Source organism: Glycomyces sp. MUSA5-2, assembly GCF_037034145.1.
Taxonomy (GTDB): Bacteria; Actinomycetota; Actinomycetes; order Mycobacteriales; family Micromonosporaceae; genus Glycomyces; species Glycomyces artemisiae.
Genome location: NZ_JBAGKG010000006.1, coordinates 289,097 through 311,298, shown reverse-complemented (window position 1 = coordinate 311,298; position 22,202 = coordinate 289,097). Strand labels below are relative to the sequence as shown.

18 protein-coding genes and 1 tRNA gene are annotated in these 22,202 nt (G+C 66.8%); 4 read left to right on the top strand and 15 right to left on the bottom strand.

The annotated features are described in order from the left end of the window. Window positions 1–7: 7 nt before the first annotated feature. From WA640_RS20395 to WA640_RS20375, 5 genes are all read right to left on the bottom strand, one after another. A complete protein-coding gene (locus WA640_RS20395) occupies window positions 8–610 on the bottom strand; it encodes a GTP-binding protein (RefSeq protein WP_106363344.1) in 603 nt (200 codons plus the stop codon). Then, entirely contained in the window at window positions 588–959 is a 372-nt protein-coding gene (locus tag WA640_RS20390; protein ID WP_106363343.1) for a DUF742 domain-containing protein, read from the bottom strand. The genes WA640_RS20395 and WA640_RS20390 overlap by 23 nt, the downstream gene beginning before the upstream one ends. After that, the gene (locus tag WA640_RS20385; protein WP_106363342.1) at window positions 959–1,381 is read right to left on the bottom strand and encodes a roadblock/LC7 domain-containing protein; all 423 of its coding nucleotides are present in this window, start codon (window positions 1,379–1,381) and stop codon (window positions 959–961) included. The genes WA640_RS20390 and WA640_RS20385 overlap by 1 nt, the downstream gene beginning before the upstream one ends. Further along, window positions 1,381–3,099 carry a sensor histidine kinase gene (locus WA640_RS20380; protein ID WP_335990134.1) on the bottom strand — a complete coding sequence of 573 codons (1,719 nt, stop codon included), beginning with the start codon at window positions 3,097–3,099 and terminating at the stop codon, window positions 1,381–1,383. The genes WA640_RS20385 and WA640_RS20380 overlap by 1 nt, the downstream gene beginning before the upstream one ends. Before the next feature lie 475 nt (window positions 3,100–3,574). After that, a tRNA-Leu gene (locus WA640_RS20375) sits at window positions 3,575–3,657 on the bottom strand. 359 nt (window positions 3,658–4,016) lie between these two features. Between WA640_RS20375 and WA640_RS20370 the strand changes: the two genes are divergently transcribed. From WA640_RS20370 to WA640_RS20355, 4 genes are all read left to right on the top strand, one after another. Beyond that, window positions 4,017–5,807, top strand: coding sequence for an HNH endonuclease signature motif containing protein (locus tag WA640_RS20370; protein ID WP_335990132.1), 1,791 nt, complete (start codon window positions 4,017–4,019; stop codon window positions 5,805–5,807). Continuing rightward, the gene (locus WA640_RS20365; RefSeq protein WP_335990130.1) at window positions 5,770–6,657 is read left to right on the top strand and encodes a Scr1 family TA system antitoxin-like transcriptional regulator; all 888 of its coding nucleotides are present in this window, start codon (window positions 5,770–5,772) and stop codon (window positions 6,655–6,657) included. Before WA640_RS20370 ends, WA640_RS20365 begins: the two co-directional genes overlap by 38 nt. Then, entirely contained in the window at window positions 6,641–6,883 is a 243-nt protein-coding gene (locus WA640_RS20360; protein ID WP_335990127.1) for a DUF397 domain-containing protein, read from the top strand. Before WA640_RS20365 ends, WA640_RS20360 begins: the two co-directional genes overlap by 17 nt. A gap of 102 nt (window positions 6,884–6,985) precedes the next feature. Continuing rightward, window positions 6,986–7,351 (top strand): hypothetical protein, encoded by a 366-nt coding sequence (locus tag WA640_RS20355; RefSeq protein ID WP_335990124.1) that lies wholly within the window; start codon window positions 6,986–6,988, stop codon window positions 7,349–7,351. Between the two features lie 50 nt (window positions 7,352–7,401). On the opposite strand, the gene WA640_RS20350 is transcribed toward WA640_RS20355, so the two are convergent. The 10 genes from WA640_RS20350 to WA640_RS20305 form a co-directional block, all read right to left on the bottom strand. Then, window positions 7,402–7,863, bottom strand: a complete 462-nt coding sequence (locus WA640_RS20350; RefSeq protein ID WP_335990123.1) for a hypothetical protein — start codon at window positions 7,861–7,863, stop codon at window positions 7,402–7,404. 88 nt (window positions 7,864–7,951) lie between these two features. Beyond that, window positions 7,952–8,986 (bottom strand): ABC transporter ATP-binding protein, encoded by a 1,035-nt coding sequence (locus WA640_RS20345; protein ID WP_181245714.1) that lies wholly within the window; start codon window positions 8,984–8,986, stop codon window positions 7,952–7,954. A 5-nt stretch (window positions 8,987–8,991) separates the two neighbouring features. Next, the gene (locus WA640_RS20340; protein WP_335990122.1) at window positions 8,992–10,131 is read right to left on the bottom strand and encodes an ABC transporter ATP-binding protein; all 1,140 of its coding nucleotides are present in this window, start codon (window positions 10,129–10,131) and stop codon (window positions 8,992–8,994) included. 2 nt (window positions 10,132–10,133) lie between these two features. Beyond that, window positions 10,134–11,045, bottom strand: coding sequence for an ABC transporter permease (locus WA640_RS20335; RefSeq protein WP_106363336.1), 912 nt, complete (start codon window positions 11,043–11,045; stop codon window positions 10,134–10,136). After that, window positions 11,038–12,063, bottom strand: a complete 1,026-nt coding sequence (locus WA640_RS20330; RefSeq protein WP_335990121.1) for an ABC transporter permease — start codon at window positions 12,061–12,063, stop codon at window positions 11,038–11,040. Before WA640_RS20330 ends, WA640_RS20335 begins: the two co-directional genes overlap by 8 nt. Window positions 12,064–12,235: 172 nt before the next feature. Continuing rightward, window positions 12,236–13,972, bottom strand: coding sequence for an ABC transporter family substrate-binding protein (locus WA640_RS20325; protein WP_335990120.1), 1,737 nt, complete (start codon window positions 13,970–13,972; stop codon window positions 12,236–12,238). Between the two features lie 418 nt (window positions 13,973–14,390). Further along, window positions 14,391–16,106 (bottom strand): ABC transporter substrate-binding protein, encoded by a 1,716-nt coding sequence (locus WA640_RS20320; RefSeq protein ID WP_335990119.1) that lies wholly within the window; start codon window positions 16,104–16,106, stop codon window positions 14,391–14,393. 331 nt (window positions 16,107–16,437) lie between these two features. Further along, complete coding sequence (locus tag WA640_RS20315; protein WP_335990118.1) at window positions 16,438–18,144, bottom strand: ABC transporter substrate-binding protein; 1,707 nt, start codon at window positions 18,142–18,144, stop codon at window positions 16,438–16,440. 247 nt (window positions 18,145–18,391) lie between these two features. Next, window positions 18,392–20,077, bottom strand: coding sequence for an ABC transporter family substrate-binding protein (locus tag WA640_RS20310; protein ID WP_335990117.1), 1,686 nt, complete (start codon window positions 20,075–20,077; stop codon window positions 18,392–18,394). A 145-nt stretch (window positions 20,078–20,222) separates the two neighbouring features. After that, a complete protein-coding gene (locus tag WA640_RS20305; protein WP_335990116.1) occupies window positions 20,223–21,977 on the bottom strand; it encodes an ABC transporter family substrate-binding protein in 1,755 nt (584 codons plus the stop codon). Window positions 21,978–22,202: the final 225 nt, after the last annotated feature.

The window sequence follows — 22,202 nt, the reverse complement described above, 5'->3', positions numbered from 1 at the left end:
GGCTCCTTTACCGGACGCTCGAAGCAGCGGCCGACATCAGGTGCTTCGTCAGAGTGACCAGCACCAAGGTTGCGGAACGTGGATCGCGTGCGTCGCAGCAGACGATCGGGATATTCGGTTTGAGGTCCAGAGCGGCCCTGACTTCGTCCGGCTCGTAGTGGAACCCGGTCTCGAACTCGTTCACCGCCACGATGAACTGCGTCCCCCGCCGCTCGAAGAAGTCGAGCGCCGGGAAGCAGTCCTCCAGGCGGCGCGTGTCCGCGAGCACCACCGCGCCGAACGCGCCGTCCGACAGCTCGTTCCACATGAACCAGAACCGGTCCTGCCCGGGGGTGCCGAACAGGTACAGGATGTGCTGCGGGTCGAGCGTGATCCGGCCGAAGTCCAGGGCGACCGTGGTGGTCGTCTTGTCCCCGACGCCCGTGAGGTCGTCGGTCCCGATCGAGGCCGTGGTGATGGTCTCCTCGGTGCTCAGCGGCTCGATCTCCGAGACCGCTCCTACGAAAGTGGTCTTGCCGACCCCGAAGCCCCCGGCGACGAGCAGCTTGATGGCGGTGGGCAGGGCTGGTTGTTGTGCGGGCGCTCGGTCAGAGTCGCCGTTGTAGGCCATTGAGGAGTGCCTCCAATACGGTTCGGTCAGTGGGATCGACGGCGGGGTCGGGGGCGTGGGCGGTGACGGCCCCGCAGTCCACGAGATCGGACAGCAGGACCTTGATGACCATGGCGGGCAGCCGCAGGTGGGCCGAGACCTCTGCGACCGAGATGGGCTCCCGGCACAGGATCAGCGCCTCGGCGTGCTCGGCCTCCAGCTGCGAGGGACGCATCTGGCCGGTGGAGCGGACCAGTGACAAGAGGTCCAGCTTCGCCGTGGGTGCGGTGCGCCCGTTGCTGACGGTGTACGGCCGGACCAGCGGGCCCGCGTCCTCGTCGAGCAGTGGCCGGTGCTCGAAGTCGGCCATCAACTCACCATTTCGCCGCTCGGTCTCCGGACCGGTGTCTCCAGGTACGGGCGCACGCTCTTCACGAGGATCGACATCTCGTACCCGAGCACCCCCGCGTCCGCCTCCCGCCCGGCCGCCACGGCCAGGACCGCGCCCTGCCCCGCGGTCGACACGAACAGCAGCGTGTCGTCCAGCTCCGCGACCACCTGCCGGACCCCTCCCTGGGACCCGAACTGGGCCCCGGCGCTGCGCGCCAGCGAGAACATCCCCGACGCGATCGCCGAGAGCTGGTCCGCCTGGTCCGTCCCCATGCCGTGGAACGCCTTCTTGATGCCGTCCGAGGACAGCAGCAGTGCGCTGCGCGTGTGCGGGACCTTCCTGATGAGGCCCGCCAGCAGCCAGCTCAGATCCGTGTGGGCGCCTGCCTCGTCGCCTGCCATTAGAACTCCTCATTCCTGTACGGAGAAGAAACGGAATCGTTGGGGATCTGCGGACTCCCGTCCGCGCGCTGCTGGCCCTGCTGGAACGCCGCCATGAGCCCGGGGTCGTGCCCCGCCTCCGACCCGCGGGCGGGGCGGCCCGGGTCGTCCCGCAGCTGCGGCGCGAGGTGCGTCTGCTTGGTGCGCTTGGGAAGCGCGGGGCGACCGTCCGGGCCGTAGCCGTTGGTCGGGGACTCGACCGCCTGCATCTCGGCGGTCACCGGCAGGGCGCCGGTGTCCACTGCGACGCTCGCAGGGGTGTACGACGGGTTCTCCTGATACGACGCCGCCTCCGCGTACGCGGGCGCCGGGGCGTCCATCCGCGGCTGCGGCATCGGTGCGCTTCTGGGGGTCGCACCCGCCGAAGGGAGCGGACGGAGCTGGACGGACGGCAGCTGCGGCGGCGTCTGCGAACCCGGCTGGCGCACCGGCATCGCCTGCGGCGCGGCGGGAAGCTCCCGCGGGGCCGCCTGCGGCGCGGGCGGCGTGTCGTCGCCGAGCAGCTCCTCGGGGACCACCAGGACCGCCTGCGTGCCGCCGAAGATGTTCGACTGCAACTGGACCGTCAGCGTGTGGCGGCGGGCCAGCGACGAGACCACGTACAGGCCGATGCGGCCGTCCGCGAGCAGCTCGTCCAGGTCGACGCGGTCCGGCGTCGCCAGCATCGTGTTGTACCGGTTCCGCTCGTGGTTCTCCATGCCCAGACCGCGGTCCTCGACCTCGACCGCGAGGCCGGTGCGCACGCGCTGGACCCGGATGAGCACCTGCGTGCCCGGGGCCGAGAACGTCGTCGCGTTCTCCACCAGCTCGGCGACCAGGTGGATGATGTCCGCGACCGCGTGGCCCTTCAGCGTGCCCTCGATGGGGCGCACCAGCTTCACGCGCGCGTACTGCTCCACCTCGGCGACCGCGGAGCGGAGCGCCTCGTAGACGTTGACCGGGCGCGACCACTGCCGGTGCGAGGTCGCCCCGCCGAGGACCGCCAGGTTCTCGGCGTGGCGGCGGATCCGCGTCGCCAGGTGGTCGACCGAGAACAGGCCCTTGAGCAGGTCCGGGTCCTCGACCTGGTTCTCCAGCTCGTCGAGCTGCTCGATCTCCCTGTGCACCAGGGACTGCAGGCGCCGGGCGAGGTTCACGAAGATGCCCACGCGGGCCTGGACGTCCACCGTGTCGATCGGACCGGAGGTGACGATCTGCGGCGGGACCTTGGCCGGGAGCTGTTGTTGCGGCTGAGTGGGTCGTACTCCTCGCGCCGCAACGGCTTCTGCGGCGGCGCGCAGGTGGCGGGCCTCGGAGGCGAGGAGGCGCAGGGCCTCCTCGGTGGAGGCGGCGCTGGCGCCGGGGTTGGGGAGGGGGACGGACCAGCGCTGGTCCTGCGGGAGCTCGCGCTGGAGGTCGTCCAGGATCTGCCAGACCTTGTAGTGGGTTTCCACTGTGGAGCGCCGGACGGTCTGGACCTGGCGGGTGAGATCGGCTTCGGCCTTCGAGGCGGCCGAGGACGCGAAATACGCGACCACTGCGATCAGCACGACCGCCGAGCCGAGGACCGCCGGGACCATCCATGAAGGACGGCTCGCGGCATCGGTGGCCGCGAACACGACCGCCGCGCTCGCGCCGAGGAGCGCCGCCGCCGTCAGGGGCAGCAGCGCGATGCGCATCAATCGGGGTTTGAGTTCCACCGGGGCGCCGGCGTCTTCGCCGGAGAAGCCTTGGGGCGCTGGCCCGGAGGGTTGAAACGTATGAGTTGTGGACCGAGGTGTTTCGGGCATCGCCATCCTCACGACACTGGCCTATCGGCTTCCGCGATACCGGGAAGTGACAAAGTCGTTGCAGCAGAAGGGAAGGCATTAGCCCCCACCGGCTTGCTCGACAGAATGGTATCAGCGCTCGCCTCCCTGGATAGCACGGCGGCCCTGTGCAGTCAACCTGCCGATGCATTTGGCCCCGACCGCGAAACGCGCCGTTCACAGTGGTAGTTGAGCAGCTCAGGGGTCATGCGGTTGCAGAGCGTGAGCACTTGCATAGGAGCAGTGGCGACTCACCCGTTCGGGCGGAACATGCAGGATGCGCGCGAATGCGAGGAACGACACCCCGGGACCGGACGGTCCCATACCGTCCGATCCCGTTGGCCGACAAGACGAGGGCTGTGCCCGGTGCCCGAGACGGGACTTGAACCCGCAAGTCTCCCGACGGCCGGTTTTAAGCCGACTGTGTCTACCAGATTCCACCACTCGGGCCCGTATGCTGCCACGCTATCGGCTTCCAGGGGTGCCACGGGGGCTTGGATTTACGGGTATACCGCTTCTAGCTGCGGAGACGGCGAAGTGTCAGCATCCCGACACAAGACAGGATTTTTCCCGGCCGTTCGTTGGCTTCGTTCGGCGTGAATGTCCACAAGGTTCAATCGGCGGCGACAGAGAGGCGAGTGTTTGCCCTTGTCAGACTTGGGCTTTGGGGTCCGGTGTGGTCGGCGCGGGCGGATCTGTTAAGTCTACTTAGTACTAACTTTCACTCGAATGGGTGATGACACCAGCCTCACTACCTGTCACAATTGAACTACCGCAACAGAAGTCACAACAGGAGAGGAGAAGATCAGATGTCCGCAGCAGTTATCGACAGAGACCGCGAAGCCTCCCTTCTCCACTCCGACATCGAATCCCTGGCTTCTCAGGCCCGCGCCCTTGAGGCCGCGGCCCTCCGCGCGGTCATCGCCTACACCTCCGCCGGTCTCCACAAGACCCGCGACGGCTTCTCCGGCATCCGCGACTGGATCATGGAGACCTACTCCTTCAATGCTTCCAGCGCCGGGCAGATGGCCTCGATTGCACGCCTCGCCCCAAAGTTCAAGCACTTGGCGGAGGCAGCTACTTCTGGGACTGCCAGCCTCGACGCCATCGCATATGCCATGCGGCGCATCGAGAGAGAAGGTCTTGCGGTCTACGCCAGGGTCGCCTATCAGGAGCCGGTCGAGTCCCCCTATTCCGACCTGCTCTGCCGGACTCCCGAGGAACTGATCCGGGAGTACTGCATCCATGCGGTCCGATCCGAACTCGCTGAGCACTTCGACCGGATCTGCGCAGAACTCTTCGACCAGCAGTCGATGCTTGACGAGATGAGCCAGCAGTCCCTTGCCTGGCTGGAAGTCAATGAGCGTCCTGATGGCATGTGGGACTTGGACGGCCGCCTCACCGGTGACACCGGGAAGCTCCTGAGCAACGCACTCCGGACCGCGGTTCCCCCGCCCCGCCAGGACCAGGCTGATGACGACGGCCTCCTCCCCCGGGTGTCCGGCCGGAACGCTGAGGCCCTGCACCAGATGGTGGCGGCCTACGGGACTTCTCCTGACGCCCCGCGGCGGCACGGCCACACGGCCACTCTGAACCTCCTGTGCGACATCGAGACCCTTCGCGGGGCTGCGACTGGCCGCCTCCCGATCCTCGACGGCCGCCCGGTCTCGGTCTCCAAGGCCCGCTTCCTCGCCTGCGAGGCCGGGATCCTCCCCTCGGTCTTCGACTTCAAGACCGGCGAAGCCCTCGAACTGGGCCGGGAGAAGCGACTCCCCAACACGGCCCTCCGCCACAAGCTGGAACTCGAACAACCGAATGGGTGCGCTTGGTCCGGTTGCCGGGCCCCGGTCAGCTGGACCGAGGCCCACCACATCACCCACTGGGCAGATGGTGGCAAAACGGACGCAGACAACCTGATCCTCCTTTGCCGATTCCACCACGGCCGCATACATACCGGCAAATGGGAAGTCACCAAGACGGGGCCCGGCAAGGCAAAGATCGTTCACCTCAATGGGGTCACGGATCAGGAATGGGAAGCAGATCCCTTCAAGGACTTGCCAAATGGTCATGATTCGGGCGAATGGTCGCCAGCCTATAAACGGGAGCTGACCGACATCGCACTCTGGTACGCCCAGAAGCAGATGCAGGCCGCCATTGTCAAAGCCCGAGAGCGATTCAAAGTCCCGCCCGGCTTACCCCGGCCCTCCCGGGGAGGGCGTCGCCTCCCCGACCCGGCCTTGCCCGGGTACCCCATCGGGCCCCATGGCCCAAGTCCCAGCCCCGCCCGCCCCTCCACCTCTTTGTCGCTGCCTCAAGACCTGCACCGGAATGGACTTGAAGGACTGTCGGATACCCGACTCTTTGCGGCGCTGGTCAGTTCGTCCGGAGCGCTTTCGGCTTCAATTCACGCCTGGCAACCTGGAGAGCGTGAGAAATCGGTAGTGGATTTCTCACCCCTTCGGTTCTCCCGCAATGAATTCCACGCAATCGGTGAAGTTGATTTCGTTAGTGCTCATGGGATAGTGGAAATCCACCAAGTACAGCGGTTTGTGGGAGGCATCGATGACCGAGGACCGGCAGGACGGGAACGGCCAGGATGAGGAGCAGCAGGGCGAGAGCCAGATCGATTGGTTCAAGCGCAAGATGATGCACAAGTACCGCACCATGCGGGGACTTACTCAGCAGATGGTCGCAGACGGCGTCTACAAGTCCAAGGACACGATCCGCGCCTACGAACGCCGACGGTCACCGATCCCGGCGAGCATCATCACCAATCTCATTGATGTGCTTGAGATCCCGGATGATGTGGCCGACTACCTGCGAATCATCGCGCCGCTCAAGGGAGACGAGCCGCCCATCGAGGCGGACGGGCGATTCAATGCGCTGTACCTGTCGCTCTGCGAGCAGTACATGGGCGAGATCTTCGAGTGGGCACCGACGCTGTTCCCCGCACTGGTCCAATCTCGCAGCTACTACGAACAGATCGTGGCCAAGGCAGACATCAACGACACCGCCGCGCGAAGGAAATCCGGTCTGGTTTTCAGGACGGAGCGGAAACAGGTCCTCGTTGAGCGCAAGGACAAGCCCACAGTCCAGTACCTCGTGGGCGAAGCCGCCTTCTTCTTCCTGAGCAAAGCACCACGCAAGCTCCAGGTCGAACAGCTCGACCTTCTGACCGCCTGCGCGGAAATCCCCGGTTGGGACATCCGAGTGCTGACTCGCCCGCACCTCAACCCGGTGAGTACCTTCAGCCTCTTTAAATCTGGAGACCCTGAGAAGTTCCCGGAAGCCGGACCGGAAGTCGTGTACACGGAACTCCCTCATTCGAGCTGGGTCTTCCAGGATGAGGATCGGTTCGCGGTTTACGATGGTTGGCGCAACACGATGTGGCCCTGGGCGACCGGATACAAGGAGTACCGCGATGCATACTGGCGTGACCGATTGGCGTAAGAGCACCCGTAGCGGCACCGGCAACGACAACAACTGCGTCGAGGTCCGGCGCTCCTGGCAGAAGAGCAGCTTCAGCGGTGGCGGCGGCAACGACAACAATTGCGTTGAAGTCAGCCCGTGTGCGGAGTCGGACGGGTTCCACCTCCGGGACTCGAAGCTCGACACCGAGTCCCCGGTGTTCGACCTGTCCCCCGCTGACTTCACCGCCCTCGCCAAGGCCCTCTGAACTATCAGGTTTCCGACATTAGCGACTTAAGTCCACTCCGGAGTCGCCAGAGCTGCCAGCATGAGTCGGCAACCCTGGCACTACTCACCAAAAGGTGGACAAATGCGAAGAGTTCTTGCAGCTTCGGCGATGGCACTCATGATCGGCGCAGGATGGGCAGCCCCCGCGATGGCCGAGCAGCAGCCCGAGACCGACCGGATCGCGCCGGACACCGCATCGGAAAGCGTCTCGTGCGCGGTGAAGTTCATGAACGACACCAAGGTCCGCGAGATCCCCTACGCCGACTCCGCAGTCCTCGGAGTGATCCCGGCCGACACCTGGGCGGACGGCGCCTGGTGCATCCCGCTCACCACAGGCGGCAAGCACACCACCTGCGCGCAGTACTCCAACATCTGGGTGGCCGTCGACGTCGATGACACCTGGGGCTTCGCCCACGTCGGCTGCATGAACGACTACTACCTGCACTAACCGCAGACGCAGAACGGCCGGGTGGAAGACCACCCGGCCGTTTCCGCATCTCAGATCAAGGCGCGCAAGGCGTTCACCGCAGGATCGTCGGAGTCGTCGCTCAACTCCCCCACGAAGACCATGCGAGCCGCAGCCCCAGCGACCAGGAGACCCCGAACCTCCCGCCAAGCAGCCAGGTTCGGGTGCTCGTAGGCCGTGCAGACCTCTGCGGGAGCCAGCAGCCGAATGGCAAGATCCAGCAGCTCAAGGTCCACCGCGTACGAGGCCGACCCGCCCCCGTGCCCCAGGACAGTCGACATGACAACGGCCGGAAGCGGATGCACGCCGGCGTTGACCCGCGGGAACTCGAAACCGTCCGCCCCCTCCACCGCAAGGGCGTACGCCGCAGGCAGCGTCCAGCCCGGGATGCGGGCGATCATGGCCGCTCGGGCAGTGGCGATGGCTTCGGGAGTCGGCCACTCGGGGCCGAGCTCGGCCAGCAGCGCTTCAACGGTCGCAAGGGAATCGCTCATGCCGGAAGTCTCCCAGCCACGCCGCTCCCCCGGCAAACGAGAAAGGCCGCCCCACCAGCAGGTGGGACGGCCAGTCGATCGGCAGCGATTAAACGAGCTGCTTCTTCTTCGCGTAGTGGCACGCCGCGCGGGTCAGGCCGTCGTGGTCGGACCGCAGGAGCGGCTCGACGTCGATGCACTTGGCCTGCTGGTCCTCGGACAGCGTCTTGAACAGCGGGCAGCGCGTGCGGAACCGGCAGCCCGAAGGCGGGTTCGACGGGCTGGGCACGTCGCCCTGGAGGACGATCCGCTCGCGGGTCCGCTCCTTGCGCGGGTCCGGGAGCGGGATCGCGGACATGAGGGCCTGGGTGTACGGGTGGGCCGGACCGGCGAAGAGCTGGTCGGTGGTCCCCTCCTCGACGATCTTGCCCAGGTACATGACCGCGACCTTGTCCGCGATGTGCCGCACCACCGACAGGTCGTGCGACACGAACAAGTACGACAGCCCCAGCTCGTCCTGAAGGTCCTCAAGCAGGTTGATGACACCCGCCTGAATGGAGACGTCCAGGGCCGACACCGGCTCGTCCAGCATGAGCACGCGCGGCTGGAGCGCCAGGGCCCGGGCGATGCCGATGCGCTGGCGCTGGCCGCCCGAGAACTCGTGCGGGTACCGGTTGCGGTGCTCGGGGTTCAGGCCGACGATCTCGATCAGGCTGTTGACCCGGTCGCGGCCGCCGTTCTTGAACAGGCCGTGCACGCGCAGCGGCTCGGCGATGATCTCGAAGACCGTCATGCGCGGGTCGAGCGAGGCCATCGGGTCCTGGAAGACCAGCTGGATGTCGCGGCGCATCGGGCGCATCTGGGCGCGCGAGAGCTTCGTCAGGTCCTTGCCCTCGTAGAGGACCTGGCCCGAGGTCGGCTCGATGAGGTTCATCATCAGCCGCGCCGTGGTGGACTTGCCGCAGCCGGACTCGCCGACCAGGGCGAGGGTCTCGTTCGCGCCGATCTCCAGGTTCACCCCGGAGACGGCGTGGACCGCGCCCACCTTGCGCCGCAGGATCCCCTTGGAGCGCACGGGGAACTCCTTGACCAGGTCCTTCCCGGCGATGACCGGGTTGGCCGCGGTCTGCGGAGTGTCGAGCATGGCGTTCACTTGTCCTCCTCGTCGGCGGCCGCGGCGCCTTCGGCGTCCATGGCTTCCACCTCGGCCTCGACGGACAGGTCCGTGGCGACGGGCGCGAACACGTCGTCGGGGGCCTTGCCTTCGAGCTGGTCCGAGAAGTGGCAGGCGGCCACGTGGCCGGAGCCGTTGATGGGCAGCAGGTCGGGTTCGACCTCCGCGCAGATGTCCTGGTGCATGGGGCAGCGGGCCCGGAACGGGCAGCCCGGCGCCAGGTTGAGCATCGACGGCGGGGTCCCGTGGATGGGCGTGAGTCGCTGGTCGCGGCTCTCGTCCATGCGCGGGAGCGAGCCGATGAGGCCCAGCGTGTACGGCATGCGCGGCTGGTAGAAGATCTCGTCGACCGAGCCGTGCTCGACGGGGCGCCCGGCGTACATGACCAGGACCTCGTCGGTGTGCCCGGCGATGACGCCCAGGTCGTGCGTGATCAGGATGAGGGCCGCGTTGACCTCTTCGCGGGCCTTCTCCAGGGCTTCGAGGACCTGCGCCTGGACGGTCACGTCGAGGGCCGTGGTGGGCTCGTCGGCGATGATGACGTCCGGGTTGTTCGCCATCGCGATGGCGATGACGACGCGCTGGCGCATGCCGCCCGACAGCTCGTGCGGGTAGGCGTCGACCCGCTGCTGCGGGTTCGGGATGCCGACCGAGTCGAGCAGGTCGATGCAGCGGGCCCGGGCCTCGGACTTGGAGATGTCCGAGTAGTGGGTCCGGATCGCCTCGGCGAGCTGGTAGCCCACCGTGTAGACCGGGTTGAGGCTGGTCAGCGGGTCCTGGAAGATCATGGAGATCTTCTTGCCGCGGATGCGGGACAGTTCGGCGTCGCCGAGGCCGAGGAGCTCCTCGCCTTCGAGCTTCGCCGAGCCGGTGATCTGGGCGGTCTTGGGCAGCAGGCCCATGATCGCCATGGAGGTCACCGACTTGCCCGAGCCCGACTCGCCCACGATGCCGAGGCTCTGGCCGCGGCGCAGCTCGTAGGAGACGCCGCGGACGGCGTTGACGAGGCCGTCGTCGGTCGGGAAGCCGACCGCGAGGTCCTTCACCGCCAGGACGGTGTCGCCCTTGGTGCCCGTGGCGCGCTTGTCGCTGGTGGAGACCGAGATGTTCGCCATGCCTATCGCCTCACCATCGTCTGTCGCGGGTCCATCGCGTCGCGCATGCCGTCGCCGATGAAGTTGATGGTCAGCGCGATCAGGATGATCATGACACCCGGGATGTAGAACAGGTACCAGTGCTCGTTGAAAGCCGACGCGCCCGCCGCGTCGATGAGCAGGCCCAGCGACGTGTCGGGGCTCTGGATGCCCAGGCCGAGGAACGACAGGGTCGTCTCGGACAGGATGGCGAAGGCGATCTGGAGCGTCGCGGACACGATGATGACGCTCATCGTGTTCGGGATCAGGTGCTTGGTGATGATGTGCCAGTCGGAGCCGCCCGCCGAGCGGGCCGCCTCGATGAACTCCTTCTCGCGCAGCGACAGGACCTCGGCGCGCACGGCGCGCGCGATGGAGGTCCAGCCGAACACGGCGAGGATGATGGCCATGTGGTACCAGCGCACGGAGGTGTCGATGGCCCCGGCGAGCGCGCCCGTGATGACCAGGAACGGGATCACGAACATGATGTCGAGGAAGCGCATGAGCACCGAGTCGACCCAGCCGCGGTAGAACCCGGCGACGGCGCCGTAGAGCGCGCCGATGACCGTGGAGCCGATCGCGACGACGAGGGCGACGTTCAGGGACTGCTTCGTCGCCTGCATCATCGCGCCGAGCATGTCGCGGCCGGCCTTGTCGGTGCCGAACGGGTGGGCGAGGCTCGGGGCGGCCCACGAGGGGATCTCCGAGTGGATCTTGTAGTCCCACTTCCACAGGAAGGGCCCGACGTACGCGAACAGGACGACCACCACGAAGATCACGAGGCTGACGACCGCGGCGCGGTGGCGGAAGAAGCGGCGGAACACCAGCTCCCACTGGCCGCGCTCCTTGCTGGTGATGGCCTCGGCGTCGAGGCGCGGGGCAGCGGTGTTACTCATAGCGGATCCTCGGGTCGAGCACGCCGTACAGGATGTCGGAGATCAGGACGCCGATCAGGACGACGACGCCGGAGATGAGCACGTAGGCCATGACGGCGAAGGTGTCGCCCGCGTTGATCGCGTCGAGCGAGTACACGCCCAGGCCCCTCCAGCCGAAGATGGACTCGGTGACCATCGCGCCACCCATGGCGCCGGACAGGGCCAGGGGCGCGAAGGTCGCGACCGGGATGAGGGCGGTCCGCAGGGCGTGGCGCCGCATGACGGTGCCGTTGCGGACGCCCTTGGCCCGGGCGAGGCGCACGTAGTCGGAGTTCATGACTTCGAGCATGCTGGCGCGCTGGTAGCGGGAGATGGCCGCGTAGCCGCCGAGCATGAGCACCAGGGTGGGCACGATCAGGTAGGGCAGGGAGTCGACGAAGACCTCCCAGCCGTTGCCCTGGAAGCCGGTGGTGCCGGAGCCGTAGGTCTGGAAGACCGTGGAGCCCAGGATCTTGTTGAGCTGGACGGCGCCCTCCTTGAAGAGGGAGCCGAGCCAGAAGATGGGCATGGCGAGGAACAGGAAGCCGAGGAACGTCAGCGTGTAGTCCGTCCTCGAATACTGTTTGACGGCGCTGACGACACCCGCGAGAATGGCTATGCCGATCGACGCGATGGTGGCGAACAGGACCAGCCGGAGCGTGATCCAGAACCTGCTGGAGATCTCAGTGCCGATGTCCATGGCCGAACCCTCGATGGAGGGGCCCCACTTGCCCTGGAGCAGGCCGATGTCGTCGTTGGTGTCGCCCAGCCCGGTGAGCCAGATCCAGTACCGCTCGGGGACCGAGCGGTCGTAGTACCAGGACGCTTCGAGGGCGTCGATGGTGCTCTGGGGGACCGGTTCGCCGGTGGACTGCTCGATCTCGAAGACCCTGTCCTGTACCGGGTCGTTCGACAAGTCGACCAGGGCGAAACACAGGATAGTGGCCCCCAGCAGCACCGGGATCATCATCAGGGTGCGCCGGATTATGAATACAACCATAATGCCTCGTTAACGGTTTCTCTACTGTGGCCCGGTCCGCCTGCCGACCGGTCCCGCCGCGCTGCCGCGCGGCTCCTCATTGGGCTCACTGACTCCCCATTCTGCGGCCTCAAAGCTCCGGCCTCACCAGCGAGCGGGTTCTCGCCCGGAATGGGCGACTCGAAGGTAAAAACTACTCAGTGTCTGCCACACCCCATTCTGCGATGTTGTAGGCCGCTCGTTGCTGGGAAGCCCAATTGTCCCGGACGTTGACCAAGTTATCGGAGACCATCACCGCCACCGGTGAGTCCACGATCGGGAGGACGTAGGCGTCCTCGATGACGCGCTTGACGGCCTCGTTGGCGCGCGCGGCGGCGTCGTCCATGTCCAGGGTGCCGTTGATCTCCTCGATGAGGGCGTCCAGCTCCGGGTCGTTCAGGTTGCCGAAGTTCGAACCCGACGCGGAGGACCAGTACTGGGACGCGGAGCCCACGAACAGCGGGTCCGAGCTCCAGCCGAAGTTGATCATGTCGAAGTCGCTCTCGGCGAGGACGGTGCCCAGGTCCTCGTCGGGGATCGGCTTGAGCTCGACGTCGATGCCGAGGTCGGCGAGGGTCGCCTGGGTGAGCTCGCCGGTGATCTTGCGCGACTCGCGGGACTCGATGTAGCGGAAGTTCAGCTTCACTTCCTCGCCGTCCGGGGTGAGGAGGGCGCCGTCGGTGCTCCACTCGTACCCGGCGTCCACGAGGGTGTCGCGGGCCATCTCGATGTCGCCCGCGCCCTGGCCGGTGGAGGTCAGGTAGTCGGTGAAGTACTCCGAGCCGTTGCGGAAGAGGTGGTTGTTCTTCCGCTCGATGTCGGACTGCACGAACGCGTAGGTGCGGGAGATGATGCTCTCCAGGTCGATGGCCTGGAACACCGCGGTGCGCAGCTTGACGTCGGAGAGGAACTCGTTGTTGGTGTTCAGGTCGATGTGCTCCCACGAGGGGCCGCCCGCGACCGAGTAGGAGAGGCCGTCAGCGCTCTCCAGCTGGGTGATCGCCTCGGCGTTGACCGAGAAGGGGGAGGCGCCGTCGATCTCGCCGTTGCGCAGGGCGGTGACGATGTTGTCGAGGCCCTCGATGACCTGGAAGGTGAGCTTGTCGAGGGTGACCTCGGTGTCGCCGGCCCAGTCGGGGTTCGGCTCGTAGATCACGTACTCGCCCATGGCCGCCGAGGCGACCTTGTAGGGGCCGGTGGTCCAGGTGGGGGTCGTCTCGGAGAAGTACAGCTCGGCCGCGGCCATGGCGGCCGGGTCGTTCTTCCAGTCGAAGCCCTGCTCCTCGGCGATGTGGGCGGGCTCGGAGAGCACTTCCTCGTACTTCCACTCCGCGGAGTGGTACGAGTCGACGTAGGTGACGGTGACGGTGTTCCCGTCGCCCTCGATGCCGGCGACCTGGGAGCCGTAGGTGGTGGTCGCGGGGGTGCACTCGGCGCACAGGTCGTTGTTGCCGGACCTGGCGTACCAGTGGTAGATGAAGTCGTCGACGGTGATGTCGGTGCCGTCGCCCCAGTTCGCGCCCTCTTTGAGGGTGTACTCGACGGTCACGGGGCTCTCGCTCACGAGCTTCGGCTCGGAGGCGAACAGGCCCTCGTTGACGATGAAGTTGTTGTCCTGGTCCCACTGGCCGGTGTACGGCCACATGCCCGCGAGGGCGATGCTCACGTACGCGTTGTTGCCGTCGGCCGTGTTCTGGTTCCAGCTGCTCCATCCGGCGTCGATGGCCCACGTGATCTCGCCGCCGTCCGCGCGCTCGCCGGCGTTGCATCCGGCGGCATCGGTGATGCAGTCGTCCAGGCTGGACGAGCTCGCGTTCCCCTGGCCGCAGCCCGCAAGGGCCAGGGTGGTGCAGGCGAAGGCGGCGACGGCCGCCATGTGGTGTCGCTTCATGGTTCCTCTCGTGGGTTTGCGCCGCCGGACCGGTCGGCGGGGAGGGCACCGTGGTGGGGGCGGTGTGCCTGCCTGGCCGATTCGCCGCCGGGGGCCGCGGGAGGGCTCCGTGTGACGGCGGTCGGGTGACGCGAGGTACAGCCTTCCACGGGAATCGCAGGTTTCGGACAGCCGAACCAGAGATGAGCTTCGTTCGTTACAGTCCCGTGATGTTCATTCCCAGAATGGCTGCGAAAGGTGGGATTTTCACAGTCCACCAGGGGAAACCCGTCGCGACAGTGAGACCGGGCCGGGGTCCGGGCGGGCCGTCCGCGGCGGTGCGTCATCGCCTCGCCACCGGATCGGAACCCGCTCAGAAACCATTCGAGCGGCGGAGCCCCGGAAAGGGGCTCCGCCGCTCGGGCTCAGCGAGCCCTGACTACTTCAGCTTCCACTCGCGGATGTTGAAGAGCGGTCCGGCCTGGGTGTAGCCGTTGACGACCGGGCCCTCCAGGACCTGCGGGTTGTTGAAGAACGCCTGCGGCTCGTCGAAGATCGGCAGGGTGTAGGCGTCCGGGACGACCAGCGCGTCGACCGCGTTGGCGGCCTCGGCGGCGGCGTCGATGTCGAACGTCGCGCGGACCTGCGCGATGAGCGCGTCGGCCTCCGGGTTGTTGTACTTGCCGTAGTTCGAGCCGGAGTCCGACTGGAAGTACTGCGACGGGGCGACGGTGAACGCGGCCGAGCCGGACCAGCCGAAGATGATCAGGTCGAAGTCGCCCTCGGCGAGGACGTTGCCGAGCTCGCCGTCCGGGATCGCGACGAGTTCGAGCGCGATGCCGATGGAGGCGAGGGAGGCCTGGGCCAGCTCGGCGGCGAGCTTGCGGACCGGGTCCGACTCCGCGTAGCGGATGCGGAAGGTCACGGCCTTGCCGTCGGGCGTGGTGAGGGTGCCGCCCTCTTCGGCGCCGGTGTAGCCGGCGGTGGTGAGGATCTCGGCGGCCTTGGTGACGTCGCCGGAGCCCTGGCCCGTCGGGCCGATGTGGTCGACGAAGTACTCGTTGTCGTTGGAGAAGAAGTGGTTCAGCTTCTGCTGGACGCCGCTCTCCGGGTAGTTCTTCGCCGAGATGTCCGGGATGTTGATCGCGGTGAAGACGGCCTGGCGCAGCGGGACGTCCTTGAGGAACTCGTTCTGCGTGTTGGCGTCGAAGTGCAGCCACACCGAGCCGGCGTAGGTCTCGATCTGCATGTTCGGGTCCTCGGCGAGCTTGGCGTTCTCCTCCTCGGAGAACTCGCTCGGCCAGGCGCCGTCGATGGTGCCCTGGCGCATCTCGGTGACGATGTTGGCGGTGCCCTCGACGACCTTGAGCGTGAGCTTCTCGATGGTGGGCTTGATGGAGCCCTGGTAGTTCTCGTTGATCTCGTACACGATGTACTCGCCGAGCTTGGCGTCGACGACCTTGAACGGGCCGGTGCCGAGGACGCCCTGGCCGTCGGCGGTCGGGGCGGTGGTCTCGAAGTACTGGATCGCGTCGCCCATGACCTCGGGGTCGGTCTGCCAGTCGGCGAAGCCGTTGGCCTCGGCGATGTGGGAGGGCAGGTAGATCGTGGAGGCGTAGAGCCACTCGGGGTCGGAGTAGCCCTCGACGTAGGTGACGACGATCGAGCCGTCCTCGGCCTGCTCGATGGAGGCGACCTGGGAGCCCCAGTCGACGGACGCGGGGAGGGCCTTCTCCTGGTTGGCGTGCTCGGCCTTGCCGGACATCGAGTACCACTGGAAGATGAAGTCCTCGACGCGGACCGGGTTGCCGTCGGACCACTGGGCGTTCTCGTTGAGCACGTACTTGATGGTCATCGGGGACTCGGAGACCAGCTCGGGCTCGGAGGCGAAGATCGCGTCGTCGTAGACGAACTTGGCGTTCGGGTCGAAGTCGCCGGAACCGGCGGCCATCGGCACCATGGCCTGGTGTCCGTAGGAGTTGTTGCCGGCCTGCGTGTTCTCGTTCCAGGAGGCCCAGGCGGAGGAGATCGCCCAGACGACCTCAGTCTTGCCGGAACCGCCGCCGTCGCCGTCGTTGCCGCCGCAGGCAGCGAGCGTGAGGGCGGCGCCGCCGCCGAGGGACAGGCCGCCGAGAGCTCTACGAGTAAGAGCCATTTGTGTTTCTCCTCCAGATATCGATGCCGAGGGGCCTCCGGTCGGCCGCGAAAGCGCCGATGCCTCGCGTCCGGACGAAACGGGTTGGGGGAAGGCGTGCGTCCCTCGGCGGTGTTGTGACAAACACTGGCACAGACGTGAGCGGATTGACACGGCGGAGGGCCCAACTGGAGTTTATTCGTGATGCATTCGTGACTTTGCGCCCTGGAGCGTGTGGTCTGAATGGACCGTGGGGCCGATGTGGCATCGGCCCCACGGGGGAATTCAGTGAATTATCGGGATGCAGTATCGCGAATCGGCGCGTGGATTCCACGCGCCGTTCGACCGGTCGTTACGGCTTGCTCCACTCGCGGAGGTTCCACGCCATGGCGGCCTGGCTGTTCGGGTTCACCGGCTCGGGGAGGTCGACGAGCTTCGAGTTCCAGATGACCGACAGCGGGCTGGAGTACAGCGGCAGGGTGTACGCCTGCGCGACCGCCTGGGCGCTGATCTGGTTCGCGAATTCGGCCGCCTCGGCGAGGTCGAACGTGCCGCGGACCTTCGGGAGCAGCTCGTTGATGACCGGGTCGTCGTAGCCGCCGTAGTTGGAGGCCGAGTCCGTCGAGAAGTACTGGTTCGGGCTGCCCGTGAACGCCGGGGAGCCGACCCACGAGAACACGATCATGTCGAAGTCCGCGGAGGCGAGCGTCGCCGAGAAGTCCTCGTCGCCGAAGCCCTTGAGCTCGACGTCGATGCCGAGCGGCTCCAGCTGGGCCTGGATGATCTCGCCGGTGAGCTTGCGGATCTCGTTCGAGGTGGCGAAGCGGAAGTTGAAGACGACCTGCTCGCCGTCCTTCTCCAGCTTGCCGTCGGCGTTCCAGGTGTACCCGGCCGCGGTGAGGATCGCCTTGGCCCCGTCGAGGTCGCCGAGGCCGTAGTTCGCCGGGGTCAGGTAGTCCTCGTAGTAGGAGCTCTCCTCGGTGAAGAAGTGGTTGCCGAGCCACGGGACCTCGGTGCCGGGGAACGCCCGCTCCTTGATCTCGTTGATGTCGATGGTCGTGAAGACGGCCTTGCGGAGCTCGACGTCCTTGAGGAAGCCGTTGCGCACGTTGATGTCGAAGTGCGACCAGGTCGCGCCCGCGTACGTCTCGTACTTCCACTCCTCGGGGTTCTCGTCGAGCTCCTGGAGGATCTCCAGCGAGAAGTCGTTCGGCCAGCAGCCCGCGATGGTGCCCTGGCGCAGCTCGGTCACCTCGGCCTCGATGCCCGTCACCGGCTTCATCGTGAGCTTGGTGAACTTGGCCTTCTTCGAGCCCTGGTAGTTCTCGTTGGGCTCGTAGACGATGTACTCGCCCAGCTTGGAGTCCACGGGCTTGTACGGGCCGGAGCCGACCGTCGCGAGGTTCTCGTTGAACCAGGTGATCGCGTCGCCCATGACCTCGGGGTCGGTCGCCCAGTTCGCGAAGCCGCCCTCTTCCTCGGCGTAGTGGCTGGGCAGGTAGACGCCGCCGGTGAAGGTCCACTCCGGGTCGACGTTGCCTTCGGTGAACGTGAAGACGATGACGCCGGGTTCGGTCTCCTCGATCGAGGCGACCGTGGCGCCCCAGGCGGTGGAGGCCGGGAGGGCCTTCTCCTGGTTGGCGTGCTCGGGGTTGCCCGACAGCGAGTACCACTGGAAGATGAAGTCCTCCAGGCGGATCGGCTTGCCGTCCGACCACTGGGCGCCCTCCTTGAGGGTCACCTGGATCTGCATCGGGGCCTCGCTGATGAGCTGCGGCTCGCCCTCGAAGATGGCGTCGTCGTAGAAGACGTTGCCCTCGGGGTCGAAGTCGTAGCCGATGGCGCCCATCGGGTTCTGCGGGGCCATGGCGATGTGCCCGGCGATGTTGTTGCCGGTGCTGGTGTTCTCGTTCCAGGCTTCCCACGGGTACGCGATCGCCCAGACCAGCTCGCCGCTGGGCTCGCCGCCGTCCTCTTCGTTGCCGCCGCAGGCCGCCAGCATGAGCGCAGACGACCCGCCGATGGTCAGTCCGCCGAGTGCTCTACGGGTAAGAGCCATTGCTGTGTCTCCTCCATTGGGTGTGTCGACCGAGGGATCGCCCGTTCGCGGACCGCGGGGATGCGGCGTCGGTGCCGCGCGCGGGCGCAGAGGGGGCGGACGGCCGCCTCGGCAGTACTGGGTCACAGGCTTCCACGGAGCCGGGACGAATGGAATGTCTCGGTACGGATTTGGCGGATCATTGTTACCCGACCGATACGCGGAAGGGGCGGTCCGAGCGGACCGCCCCTTCCGACTGCGCCTGCTGTTAGGCGGGCTTCCAGTTCTGGACGTCCCACAGCGGGCCGGACTGGCTGTTGCCGTTCGCGGTGACCCCGCCGAGGTTGTTCTGGTTGTAGATCGTCGACTGCGGCTCGTCGAACAGCGGCAGCGTGAACGCCGCGGGCATGACCATGGCGTCGACGTCGTTGGCGAACCCGGCGGCCTCGTCGAGCGAGGTCGTCGAGGTGACCTTGGCGATGGCCTCGTCGAGCCCGTCGAGCGAGTAGCCGCCGAAGTTCGAGCCCGACGTGGAGCCGAAGTACTGGTACGGCGCGGTCGTGAACGCGGGCGTGCCCGACCAGCCGTAGACGATGAGGTCGAAGTCCGCTTCGGACAGGACCGGGCCGAGCTGGCCGTCCGGGATCGCCGTGAGCGTCACGTCGACGCCGATCGCGGCGAGCCGGGACTGGACGACCTCGCCGATGAGCGTGCGGGTCGGGTCCCCGTCGCCGTAGCGGAAGACCAGCGTGACCGGGTCGCCGTCGGGCGTGGTGAGCGTGTCGCCGGTGGTGTATCCGGCCGCCTCCAGCGCGGCGTTGGCGGCGTCGGCGTCGCCCGAGCCCTGCTGCGGGTCGGTCGGGGTGAGGTTGTCCTGGAAGTACTGGCTGGTCTGGCTGAAGAAGTGGTTCTGCCGCAGCGCCACCTCGGTGTCGGGGTAGGCGCGGTCGATGAGCTCCTGGTTGTCGATGGCGGTGAACACGGCCTGGCGCAGCACCTCGTCGGCCAGGAACTGGTTCTTGGTGTTCGTGTCGATGTGGAGCCAGACGTTGCCCTCGTAGACCTCGGTCTTGATCGCGTCGTCGCCGTCGAGCTTGTCGAGCTCCTCCTGGCTGAACTCGCTGGGCCAGGAGCCGTCGATCTCGCCGTTGCGCAGGGCGGTGACGATCGCGTCGGTGCCCTCGACGACCCTGAGGGTGAGCTTGTCGAGGCCGGGGTCGACGCTGCCCTGGTAGTTCTCGTTGGGCTCGTAGATGACGTACTCGCCGACCTTCGCGTCGGTGGGCTTGTAGGGCCCGGCCGACCAGGTGGGCGCGGTGGTGGAGAGCCAGTCGGCGCTGTTGCCCATGACGGCCGGGTCGCTCTGCCAGTCGGCGAAGCCGTTGTCCTCGATGACGTGGCTGGGCTGGAGGTTCGGGTAGGCGAACTGCCATTCGGGGTTGAGGTAGCCGTCGATGTAGGTGACGGTGACGACGCCGTCGGCCTCGGCGACGGAGGCGACGTTGGCGCCCCAGTCGGTGGTGGCGGGCGCGCACTGCTCCTGGTTGCAGTAGTCGGCGTTGCCCGACATCTGGTACCAGACGTAGATGAAGTCCTCGGCGCGGATCGGCTTGCCGTCGGACCACTGGGCGTTCTCGTTGAGGGTGTACTCCACGGTGAGCGGGGCCTCGGAGGTCAGCTCGGGCGCCTTGGAGAGGACCGCGTCGTTGAACACGAAGTCGCCGTCCGGGTTGAAGTCGCCCAGGGACGCGGCCAGCGGGGTGAGCACCTGGTTGAGGTAGCTGTTGTTGCCTTCGCTGGTGTTCGGGTTCCACGAGTCCCAGCCCGAGCTGATCGCCCAGGTGACGTCGCTGTCGCCGCCGCTCGACGAGCCGCCGCCGCAGGCGCCGAGCGCCCCCGCCGCGAGCGCCGCCGCACCGGCGACCGCCAGCGCGGTTGCCCTTGCAGGTCGCATATGACCACTCCCCCTGTTGCTCCCTTGTGGGCCGCGCCGAGGGGCGCGACTGGAACATCGTTACACCTGGGAGGTCCGTTTTCGGGGAGTTTCCGGCAAAGAACAGGGCCGGAGTCGCGGACTCCGGCCCTGTTGCGCGTGAACATTATTCGGCTCTGACGCCCCATTCGGCGACGTTGTACAGGGCGCGCTGCTGGGAGGCCCAGTTGTCGCGGACGTTGACGAGTTCGGGGGTGGCGATGATGGCGACGGGGGTGTTCACCAGGGGCAGCTGGTAGGCGTCCTGGACGACGCGCTCGGCGATCTGGTTGCCGATCTCGGCGGCCTCGGCGGGGTCGGGTTCGAGGGCGAGGGCGTCGATGAGGGCGTCGAGTTCGGGGTCGTCGAGGCGGCCGTAGTTGGTGGGCGCGTCGGAGGCCCAGAACTGGCGGGCGGAGTTGACGATGACGGGCTGGGAGGTCCAGCCGAAGGCGACCATGTCGAAGTTCGACTGGTCGAGCGTCGGCCCGAGGTCGGCGGCGGGGAAGGGCTTGAGCTCGACGTCGATGCCGATGTCGGCGAGGTTGAAGGCGACGAGGTCGGCCATGGTCTGGCGGTCGTCGGAGCCGTCGGCGTACCGGTAGTTGAAGGTGACCTGCTCGCCCTCGGGGTCGAGGAGCTTGCCGTCGGCGTTCCAGGAGTAGTCGGCGTCGAGGAGGGCGTCGCGGGCCTGCTCGGTGTCGCCGGCGCCCTGGCCGGTGGCGGTGAGGTGGTCCTGGAAGTTGGCGGAGTCGTTGCGGTAGAGGTGGTTGAGTTTGCGGGCGGCGTCGGACTGGACGTTGGCGTAGGTGCGGGCGATGATCTCTTCGACGTCGATGGCCTGGAAGACGGCGGTGCGCAGGACGGGGTCGGAGAGGAACTCGTTGTTGACGTTGATGTCGATGTGGTGCCAGAGGGGGCCGCGGTCGACGTTGAAGTTGATGCCGTCCTCGCTGACGAGCTGGACGACGTTCTCGGCGCTGATGTTGCCGGGGCTGGAGCCGTCGACGGTGCCTTGGCGGATCTCGGTGATGATCGATTCGAGGGAGTCGAAGGACTTGAGGGTGAGCTTGTCGAGGGTGACCTCGGTGGAGCCGGCCCAGTCCTCGTTGGGGGTGAAGATCGCGTAGTCGCCGGTGGCGGCGTCGTCGATCTTGAAGGGGCCGGCCGACCAGGTGGGGACCGTCTGGGAGAAGTAGGTCTCGGCGGCGGCCATGTCGGCGGGGTCGTGCTTCCAGTCGAGGCCCTGCTCGTCGGCGATGTGGGCGGGGTTGGAGAGGACGGGCTCGTACTTCCATTCGGAGGAGGCGTACTCGTCGTTGTAGGTGATGACGATCTTGTCGGCGGTGGCGCCCTCTTCGATGGAGACGACGTCGGCGGCGGTGGCCGCGGCGGGGGTGCAGTCCTTGCAGAGGTCGCCGTTGCCGGAGCGGGCGTACCAGGTGTAGGTGAAGTCGTCGAGGCCGATGGGGTTGCCGTCGCCCCAGTTGGCGTCGGGGTTGAGGGTGTACTCGACCTGCATGGGGGTCTGGTTGATGAGTTCGGGCTCGCCGGCGAATATGGCGTCGTTGACGACGAAGTCGGCGTTCTGGTCGAACTGGCCGACGGCGGGCCAGTAGGGGGCGGTGACCTGGAGGGTGTAGACGGTGTACTCGGCGGAAAGGTTGGGGTTCCATCCGGTCCAGGACCCGTCGATGCCCCAGGTGATCTCGCCGCCGTCGGCGCGTTCGCCGGAGTTGCAGGAGACGGGGTCGGTGGCGCAGTCCTCGAAGCCGGGGTCGCCGGCCGCCTGTCCTTGGCCGCAGGCGGTGGTGCCGCCCAGGATCATGACCAGGGCGGCGCCGATGCCGATGGCGCCGGTTGCGGGTCGTCGTGCTCGCAACATCGTTCTCCTCGTATTCCGGGCCGCGCGGGCATATCAGATTTCGCGGCGCTATGGGGAATATGAGCATGCAGTGCCACTGCGCCCCAAGTGTCCTCATTGACCGTCCAATGGGTACTCTTGAGGGACTTGGGGCGGGCATATCCGCAGGTTGAGGCGATTGTGGAGCGTATCCGTAAAGGACCCGTAGATTTCATCGCTTTCACCGACAATCCCGGCGTTCGC